General features: G+C 67.7%; 7 protein-coding genes. 2 read left to right on the top strand and 5 right to left on the bottom strand.

All coding sequences use genetic code 11. The features are described from left to right. The first annotated feature begins 136 nt into the window (after positions 1–136). Positions 137–853: an alpha/beta fold hydrolase gene (locus tag AX690_RS19165; RefSeq protein ID WP_066682745.1), complete on the top strand. Its 717-nt coding sequence runs from the start codon at positions 137–139 to the stop codon at positions 851–853. Positions 854–1074: 221 nt separating this feature from the next. After that, positions 1075–3375, top strand: coding sequence for a TonB-dependent siderophore receptor (locus AX690_RS19170; RefSeq protein WP_066682744.1), 2301 nt, complete (start codon positions 1075–1077; stop codon positions 3373–3375). Between the two features lie 86 nt (positions 3376–3461). On the opposite strand, the gene AX690_RS19175 is transcribed toward AX690_RS19170, so the two are convergent. From AX690_RS19175 to AX690_RS19195, 5 genes are all read right to left on the bottom strand, one after another. Further along, entirely contained in the window at positions 3462–4265 is an 804-nt protein-coding gene (locus tag AX690_RS19175; RefSeq protein ID WP_066682743.1) for a response regulator, read from the bottom strand. 85 nt (positions 4266–4350) lie between these two features. Further along, complete coding sequence (locus tag AX690_RS19180) at positions 4351–5499, bottom strand: hypothetical protein (protein WP_066682742.1); 1149 nt, start codon at positions 5497–5499, stop codon at positions 4351–4353. Between the two features lie 70 nt (positions 5500–5569). Then, complete coding sequence (locus tag AX690_RS19185) at positions 5570–7237, bottom strand: ATP-binding protein (RefSeq protein WP_231732243.1); 1668 nt, start codon at positions 7235–7237, stop codon at positions 5570–5572. 191 nt (positions 7238–7428) lie between these two features. Continuing rightward, positions 7429–8715 (bottom strand): adenylosuccinate synthase, encoded by a 1287-nt coding sequence (locus tag AX690_RS19190; protein WP_066682741.1) that lies wholly within the window; start codon positions 8713–8715, stop codon positions 7429–7431. 123 nt (positions 8716–8838) lie between these two features. After that, positions 8839–9375, bottom strand: a 537-nt coding sequence (locus AX690_RS19195) for an acyloxyacyl hydrolase (RefSeq protein WP_066730518.1), incomplete at its 5' end; no start/stop codon positions are given.

Raw genomic sequence — 9375 nt, forward strand, 5'->3', positions numbered from 1 at the left:
CTTGCGGGAGAGGGTGGCCGCCGAAGGCGGTCGGGTGAGGGGTCGCGCTCCGCTAGCCGGAGAGGCCTTTCTACCCCTCATCCGTCAGCTTCGCTGACACCTTCTCCCGCAAGGGGAGAAGCGAATAAAAGACCTCATGACCGCTCCTCTGCCCCAGCTGATCCTGCTTCCCGGCCTGCTCAACGACGCCGCGCTGTGGCGCGACCAGATCAGCGGCCTTTCGGACGTCGCGCGGGTCTGGGTTCCGGACCTGACGCCCTACGCCACCATCCGCGCGATGGCCGAGCATGTGCTGGAGCACGCCGAGCCGAGCTTCGCCGTGGCCGGCTTCTCGATGGGCGGTTACGTGGCCCAGGAGATCGCCCGCATCGCCCCCGAGCGGATCGAGCGCTTGGCCCTGCTGGACACCTCGATCCATGTCGACACGCCCCAGCGCGCCGCCCAGCGCCAGGCGCTGAACAAGGCCGCCGCCAAGGGCGGGACTTTCCTGGGCATCGGCCAGGCGATCCTGAAGTCCTATGTCGACGCCTCGCGCCTCGACGACACGGAGCTGACCACCCGCATCGTCGACATGACCCAGCGCCTGGGCCGCGAGGTCTTCCTGCGCCAGAACAGCCTGCAGCGCGAGGACGGCGAGGCCGCGTTGCGGGCGCTGCGGGTCCCGCTGCTGATCATCGTCGGCGAGAACGACCAGATCACGCCGGCCGAGGGGCACCGCAAGATGGCCGCCGCCATCGGCTGCACCCACCTGGTGGTGATCCCGAACACCGGCCACATGGCCCCGATGGAGGCGCCTGGCGCGGTCAACGGGGCGCTGCGCCATTGGCTGCAACGGCCGGCGGGGCGGCGGTAAACGGCCGAGACGCCCTGAACCCGCTAAACAGGCTTGAGTTCATAGCTCCAGAGCGCCCGACGACCTGAGCGCGAACACTGGGCGTTCAGCCCTCCGAACAGTGACGCTTCAAAGTTCTGCAACAAAACCGTCAGCGAAACATCGCGTACGAAAACTAAGCCGACCCTTGGGGCTGTCTAGGCGCGCCTGCTCAAGAGCGCGCGGCCAACAAGGGGATTAGGATGAAGAAGACCATGCTCTTCGCGCTGGCGGCGTTCGCGCCGCTGGCTGCGGCGTCGGCCGTGATCGCGGCGCCCGAAAACGCTCCGGCCGACGCGCCGATCGCCACCGCCGATGCGCCGACCATCGCATCCGAGGTCGTGGTGCAGGCCAAGATCGCCTATCGCAACCGCAGCGAGTCGACCGCGCCGGTTCTCGACTATGGCCTGGACTACTTCCAGCGCTTCGAGCCGCTGACCGTCGGCGACGCCCTCAAGCGCGTGCCCAGCGTGTCGTTCCTGTCGGACGTGCTGGAGTCGGACGGCGTGCGTCTGCGCGGCCTTGACCCGGCCTACACTCAGATCCTGATCAACGGCGAGAAGGTCCCCGGCTCGGGCTCCAGCTCCGGGTCGTTCGGCAATGGCGCCGATCAGGCCTTCTTCGTCGACCGCATCCCGGCCGAACTGATCGACCATATCGAAATCGTGCGCAGCAACAGCGCCAACCGCAGCGGCGACGCGGTGGCCGGCGCCCTCAACATCGTCCTGCGCGACGCCATGGCGCTGGACGGCGGCTATGTCCGCGTCGGCGCTCTCCACTTTGACGACAAGCGCGTGCGTGAGGTGCTCGGCGCGGTTTGGGGTGGTCAGGTCGGCCCGGGCCGGCTGCTGATCGGCGCCAACGTCCAAGGCCGCCGCAATCCGAAGGAAAAGCTGAGCCTGCGCTATGACAAGCCCGGCGCCGGCCTGAACAACAACGAACTCCAGAGCGACGTCCGCAACGGCACGGACAGCTCGTTCAACATCGCCTACGACGTGCCGGTCGGCGCTGGCCAGCTGTCGGTGGGCGGCTTCTACGTCCACACCGATCGCTATCAGAACGAAGATTCGATCGAGTACCGGAACGGCGTCGAGACCACCGCCAACCTCTTGACCATCAACGACAACGACGTCGACATCCAGCAGGACAGCTACGCGCTGAACGGCAAGTACAAGTTCCCGATGGCCGGCGGCGAGACCAGCATCAAGCTGGGCTACGCGGCGTTCCAGAACGATGAGTACGAGTTCGAATACGAGACCGAGTATCTTCGCGACTCCACCCCGTTCCCCGACGGTGATCGCTTCACCGGCGACCGCGCCAAGACCCGCATCACCGACGACGAGGTCACGGCAAAGCTTGAGCACAAGCGCGAACTGGTCGCCGGCGCCGATCTGGAGTTCGGCGTGCAGTACGAGGGCAAGCGCCGCGACTCGCGCGTCAGCGAGGTTCCGCGCAACCGCTACAACCTGCCCGCCGCGACCCCGCCGGCCTACAAGCCCTACGGTATCACCAGCAAGGCGCGGCTGGAGCAGACCCGGATCGACCCCTACGTGATGCTCTCGGGCCGCTCGAACGGCCTGAAGTGGGAAGCGGGCCTGCGCTACGAGACGACCGACGTGACGGTCCAGGACTTCGTGATCAACCAGAAGACCGATAACGATTACAAGGTCCTGCTGCCCTCGGCCTCGATCCGCTACAACCTGACCAAGGCCGATCAGGTCTACGCCTCGATGGCGCGCACGGTGCGTCGGGCCAGCTTCGAGTACCTGTCGCCGGTCACGCTGGAGGAAGAGCTCGGCGACAACGACTTCCGCGGCGATCCGACCCTGGCGCCGGAAAAGGCCTGGGGGGTCGATGTCGGCTATGAGCGCCGCATGGGCCGCGACGGCGTGTTCGGCGTCAACCTGTTCTATCGCGACATCAAGGACCTGATCGAGATCTACAACACCGGCGCGCCCGGCTCGGCCAACGATCCGCCGGATGACGTCACCTGGCTGTACTCGGCCCGCAACACCGGCGACGGCAAGGTCTACGGGATCGAGTTCGACCTCTCGACGCCGCTGTCGTTCATCGGCATGGACAACACCGGCGTGTTTCTGAACTACTCGTATCTCGATAGCGAGGTGAACGACGAGTTCGGCAAGCGTCGCTTCAACAGCCAAGCGGAGTCGGTGTTCAACATCGGCTTCATCCAAGACCTCCCGACCTTCGGCGCCGCCTTCGGCATGACCTATCGCAAGCAGGGCGAGGCCTATAGCCGCGTCGTCGGCGAGGAAGTGACCACCACCTATGGCGCGGACCTGGAAGCCTTCATCGAAAAGCGCATCGGCAAGAGCATGGTCGTGCGCCTGACCGGATCGAACCTGCTCGACGCCGACAAGAAGGAAACCTTCAACAAGTTCACCACGATCGCCGACCAGCGCGGCCGCTCGTTCGACGAATACGAGTTGGAGCGTGAAAAGGCCGGTCCGGTGTTCCAGTTGGTTGCGCGGATGGCCTTCTAAGGCCTGTTCGCCTCGCGATCAGAAGACGAAGAAGGCGGCGTCACAGGCGCCGCCTTCTTTCATTTCCACGACCGGAAAAGATCAGATCAGGCCGCGCGGCCCTTGTCCTCGGGAGCCATGAAGCCCATCAGGGCGTCGATGCGCTTGATGAGGTCGGCGCGGCCGCCCGGGCCGGCGAGATCAGCCTGGGTGCAGGCGCCCAGCGCGTCGGCCGCCTGCCGCAGCCGGTCGTCCTTGACCGCTTCGCCCACCAGACGCAGTTCGTGGGCCTGGGCGGCCAGGGCGCGGCGGGCTTGCGCCGGATCGGTGTCCAACGCCGCGGCGGCCGACTTGACGATGCGCAGCGCCTGCGAGAGACGCGCGGCGGGCGTGGCGCTGGCGTCGGCCTTGCGCTTGCGAGGCCCGCGATAATCGGCCGAGTTGAACCGGCGACGGTCGGGGCCGACATAGCCCACGCCCTCGACCCAGTCGCGCGGCTTCAGCGTCACGGCCTCGAGCCGGCGCTCCAGATCCTTGATGTTGAACGGCTTGCGCATGAACTCGTGCACGCCGGCGTCGCGGGCGTCGAAGATCACGTCGGCGGTCGCCTCCGTGGCGCACATGATGATCGGCGCCTCGCGGCAGATCAGGTCGCTGCGGCGGATCTTGCGCGTGAAGGCCACGCCGTCGACGCCGGACTGGGCGTGTTCGACGAAGATCAGCTGCGGATCAGTGGTCCGGGCCAGGGCGTAGCCCTTCTCCGCCGTGGGGGCGGAGAACATCTCGACCGCGCCCAGCGGACGCATGTGCTCGGCCAGCAGGCGCGCCATGGCGGGGTTCGGATCGACGACCAGAACCCGCTGCACCTTGGCGGCGACACGTTGGATGGTGCGGACGTTGCCGTCGAACACGAGAACCCGAGGCTCCTGCGATTAGGATCGGGAGAGTGAAACCAAAACGTTAAGATTCCGCTCGCCAAACCGGGAACGTCCCCACTTAAGGGTTGAGCGGGATGGCCAGGCTGGTCTCGAAGTCCTGCAGAAGGTCCACCGCCTCCTCGGCGTCCGCCGTCAGCGGCTGGCCCTCGGGGAAGCGATAGCGCCAGTAGCTGGCGATGTGGGCGATGGCCCCGACCCGCTCGCCGAGGTTCAAGAACAGCTCCGGAGCGCTCAGCAGGAACTCGCGAAACGCCTGCGGCCGACGATTGCGGACCAGCTGCTCGAAGGCGTCGTCGTAGATCTTCAGGGTCCGCAGGATGGCTTGCCGCTCGACGGGCAGCGCGCCCTGCAGGCGTCGCCGCGCCAGCGCCACGTAGCGCTCGTCGGTCTCGTCGCGGAAGCCGGTCACGGCCAGGCGGTCCAGCTCGTCGCAGATCTTGGTCAGCAGCGGCCACAGCCGGGTCAGCATCCACTTGTAGTAAAGCACGCCCTTCCAGGCGAAGACGCCGTCCTTGAAGCTGTGGCCCTCCATGCCCAAGGTCAGGCGCAGGGGCGACAGGCGCTCGTCGAAGTCGGCCGCCAGCAGCGCCTCGACCATGCGCCCGGCCTGCGAGCGGCGCGCGCCGCCTTGCTCGCCATAGGCCAGCTCGATCAGGTGGCCGATCTCCATGCCGACGAAGCCCTGCATCTGGTCGATGTCGGCCGGCGACAGCGCGAAGTAGCAGTGGGCCACGGTCAGCTCATGCTGGCGCAGGTGTTCGCGCAGCAGGAACGGATCCAGCGACGGCAGGGCGTCGATCGCGTGCAGCACGGTCAGGTCGCGGGTCAGGCGGCCGGAGGCGTTGCAGGCGTCGGCCAGCATCTCGATCCAGCCCCGCTGGCCGACGAACACCGACCGGCCGCCCAGGCCCAGGTCCGAGCGGTCGAACGGGATGATGATCTTGGTCGCCAGCGGCCGCGCCTCGTCGAACAGATAGACGTCATCGTTCCGCACGCGGTGTTTCAGGATCAGGGCGCTGTTCAGGACGCGATTCCGGAACAGCGGATGCTCGGCGTATTCGGGGCGTTTGCCGCTCTTGGCCTCGATCTCGACCAGATTCAGCACCCGGCTGGTCGAGCCGGTATGGGCCAGGGCCCGCAGGCTGCGCGCCAGGCGGTCGGCCGCGTTGACGGGCCTGGTTTTGCGACGGCGCGCGACGACGGACACGATTTCCCTCGGAGGACTTGAGGCTCTGTCTTACGCGCCCGCGCGCTAACAAAAACTGACCGAACGCGGTTCAGGCCGCCTGCGGATCGCGAGACGCTCCGCCCGCCGCCGAGAGGCGCGCCACGGTCGCCAGCAGGCCCGCCGGCGCGATCGGCTTGGGATGGGCGTCGTCGAAACCCTGGGCCAGCAGGCGCTCGGCGTCGCCGACCATGGCGTCGGCGGTCAGGGCGATGATCGGCAGGTCGGCCCGTCCCGCCTCGCCCGCGCGGATGCGGCGCACGGCCTCGACGCCGTCCATCCCCGGCATGTGCACGTCCATCAGCACCAGGTCGACGGGCTCGGCGTTCAGGCGCTCCAGCGCCCCGCGGCCGTCGTCGGCGGTCAGCACCGACGCGCCCACCGCTTCAAGGATCGCCCGCGCCACCGTCCGGTTGACCGCGTTGTCGTCGACCACCAGCACCCGGACGCCGGTGAAGTCGAGATGCTCGCCCGCCTCGGGTTCGACCGGGCTGGGATTCTCGGCGGGCGCCAGCGGCAGGGTGACCGTGAAGGTCGAGCCCCGGCCCGGCGCGCTTTCCACCGCCACCTCGCCGCCCATCAGGTCCGCCAGATGGCGGCAGATCGCCAGGCCAAGGCCGGTGCCGCCGAACCGGCGGGCGATCGAGCGGTCGCCCTGAACGAAGGGCGAGAACAGGCGCGCGCGCTGCTCATCCGTCATGCCGACACCGGTGTCGGAGACCGACAAGACCACCCGCCCAGCGACGGACGCGGCGCGCACGGTCACGCCGCCGTCGTCGGTGAACTTCACGGCGTTGGAGATCAGGTTCAGCAGGATCTGACGCACGCGCGCGACGTCGCCCAGCACCCATTCGGGCGTGGCCGGATCGATTTCCAGGGTCAGGGCCAGGCCCTTCCCGCGCGCCGTCTCGCTCCACATCACGCCGACGTGGTCGAGCAGATCGCGCAGGTCGAACGGCGCGACGTCCAGCTCCAGCTTGCCGGCCTCGATCTTGGACAGGTCCAGGATGTCGTTGAGGATAGTCATCAGGCCCTGGCCCGATTTCTCGATCATCTCCAGATAGCGGGCGTGGCGCCCCTCCAGGCGGGCGCCGCGCAGGGCGTGGGTCAGGCCCAGCACCCCGTTCATCGGCGTGCGCAGCTCGTGGCTCATCATCGCCAGGAAGGCGGACTTGGCCTCGCTGGCCTCCAGGGCCGCGTCCTGCGCCCGCTCAAGCGCCTGGTTGGCGGCGCGCAACTGCCGCGCCGCGTCCAGCATGTAGAATAAGAGGCCGCCGACGGTCACCGCGATGATAATCCACTGCCAGCTGGGCTTTCCGGTGGCGATGACCGGCGCGGCCAGCAGCGAGATGAACGGCGGCGGCGCGATGACCAGCATCGTGCCTAGGCTGATCGCGCCGTAGCGGATCGCCTCGACGATCAGGCCGAACAGGATGATCAGCGCCGTGAACTTCATGGCCGGCGAGCCATGGATCCAGCAGTAGCCGGCCATCGCCGACCAGGCCAAGCTGAACACCGTCGGCGTGCCGAAGCGGGTCAGCAGGGTCCAGCGATCCTCGGCGCGCGGCTTCAGATGGACCTCGAGGTAGGCGATCCAGCCCTCGAGCACGGCGTTGACCAGGGCCCAGCCCAGAGCGACCCGCCAGCCGAACTCGGCCAGCACCAGCGCCGCGGCCAGCACCGCGACCACTAGGCGCGCCGTGCGGCTGCGACGGCTCATCGCCAACGCCGCGCCCTCGCGCCCGTCATCGAGAAGCTCCCGCAGCCCCACCCCTGCCCCCGTCGAAAAGAAACTGAGAGAAACCTAGGCGCGAGAAAGGTTCACCAAGGTTTACCGCGGGAACTAATCCCGCGGCTATTTAGCCTTGATCAACATCAAGAGTTTCCGACGCCGAGCTTTACTAGCGAGCTCTAGCCCTGGAAGGGGTCGCGCATCAGAATCGTGTCATCGCGCTCGGGGCTGGTCGACAAAAGGGCGACGGGCGCCCCGATCAGCTCTTCGACGCGGCGGACATATTTGATGGCCTTGGCGTTGAGGTCCTTGAACGAGCGGGCGCCGGCGGTGCTTTCGCTCCAGCCTTCCAGCTCCTCATAGACCGGCGTGGCGGCGGCCTGGTCGCGGAGCCCCGCAGGCAGGTAGTCGAGCACCTTGTCGCCGATCTTGTAGCCGACGCAGATCTTCAGGGTTTCGAGGCCGTCCAGCACGTCCAGCTTGGTCAGGGCCACGCCGTGGATGCCGTTGATGGCCACCGACTGGCGCACCAGCACCGAGTCGAACCAGCCGCAACGGCGGGCGCGGCCGGTGTTGACGCCGACCTCGCGGCCGACGGTCGACAGGTGCTTGCCGACCTCGTCGAACAGCTCGGCCGGGAACGGGCCCTCGCCCACGCGGGTGGTGTAGGCCTTGACGATGCCCAGCACATAGCCGGTCGCCGACGGGCCCATGCCCGAACCGGCCGAGGCTTGGCCGGCCGCGGTGTTGGACGAGGTCACAAAGGGGTAAGTGCCGTGGTCGACGTCCAGCAGGGAGCCTTGCGCGCCCTCGAACAGGATCTTGCGGCCGGCCTTATAGGCCTGGTCCAGCACCCGCCAGGCCGGCTGGGCGTAGGCCAGGATGCGCGGCGCCAGGTCCATCAGGGCGTCGAACAGCTCCTGCGCGTTCGCCTCGGGCAGACCAAGGCCGCGACGCAGGGCGCCGTGGTGCGCCAGCAGGCGGTCGATCTTGGGCTTCAGGGCTTCCGGGTCGGCCAAGTCGGCGACGCGGATGGCGCGGCGGCCGACCTTGTCCTCATAGGCCGGGCCGATGCCGCGGCCGGTGGTGCCGATCTTCTGGGTCGAGGCCGCCTCGCGCGCCTGGTCCAGGTCGCGGTGCAGCGGCAGGATCAGGCAGGCGTTGTCGGCCAGGATCAAGAGGTCGGGCGTGATCGCCACGCCCTGGTCGGCGATCTTGTCGATCTCGGTCAAGAGGTGCCAGGGATCGACCACGACGCCGTTGCCGATGACCGAGGTCTTGCCCTGCACCACGCCCGAGGGCAGCAGCGCCAGCTTATAGACCTTGCCGTCCACCACCAGCGTGTGGCCGGCGTTGTGGCCGCCCTGGAAGCGCACCACGACATCGGCGCGGTTGCTGAGCCAGTCGACGATCTTGCCCTTGCCCTCGTCGCCCCACTGGGCGCCGACAACGGTCACATTGGCCATGGTAGAGATATGCCTTGTCGCCTGCCGGGTGACGCCACGGGGTCCTTCGACAGGACTCGACCCCGAGCGTTTCTCAGATTTTCGGCGGCGTCGGGAGGCGCGTCAAACGCATCCTTCGCGAAGTCAGAAGGCGTAAACCAGCCGGACCCCCGCGTCGTCAAGTCCCTGGTTCTTGCCCTGGTGGAAGATCTGGCCGTTCGACAGGTGGGTATAGGAAAGCTCGACCGATACCCGATCACTGACCTGGTAGCCCAGGGCCAGCTCCGGCTCGAACAGCACGCGCGAGCCGAACTCGATCCGATTGTAGTAGAGCCAAGTACGGCGCGCCCGCTCCTCTTCCGACAGGCCCGGCGCGTTGGCCGGCGGCAGCTTGGCCTTGCCGTCGGTATAGGCCAGGCCCAGGCCCGGCCGCAGGTAGAAGCCGCCCTTCTCGCCAAGCTCGACCTTCCAGTTGAAGCCGGCGGCGACGAAGTTAGAGGTGTTGTCGCTGTTGATCGAGACCATGGCGTGGACCTGCGGCTTGCCCAGCCAGGTCAAGCTCTCGAGCCTGTTCGTGCGGTAGCCCAAGTGGACGTCAACGCCATCCTCGCGACCGGCCGCGCCCAGGCCCACCGCGCTGCCGATGAAGGTGACGTCGTGCTTGTAGACCCCGACGAAGGC

The sequence above is a fragment of the Caulobacter sp. CCH9-E1 genome, assembly GCF_001556515.1.
Taxonomy (GTDB): Bacteria; Pseudomonadota; Alphaproteobacteria; order Caulobacterales; family Caulobacteraceae; genus Caulobacter.

Bases quoted from the DNA above. Each gene is read 5' to 3' on its own strand.
- AX690_RS19165 (WP_066682745.1), top strand. From the start codon at position 137: ATGACCGCTCCTCTGCCCCAGCTGATCCTGCTTCCCGGCCTGCTCAAC.
- AX690_RS19185 (WP_231732243.1), bottom strand. From the start codon at position 7,237: ATGAGCCGTCGCAGCCGCACGGCGCGCCTAGTGGTCGCGGTGCTGGCC.
- AX690_RS19190 (WP_066682741.1), bottom strand. From the start codon at position 8,715: ATGGCCAATGTGACCGTTGTCGGCGCCCAGTGGGGCGACGAGGGCAAG.
- AX690_RS19170 (WP_066682744.1), top strand. From the start codon at position 1,075: ATGAAGAAGACCATGCTCTTCGCGCTGGCGGCGTTCGCGCCGCTGGCT.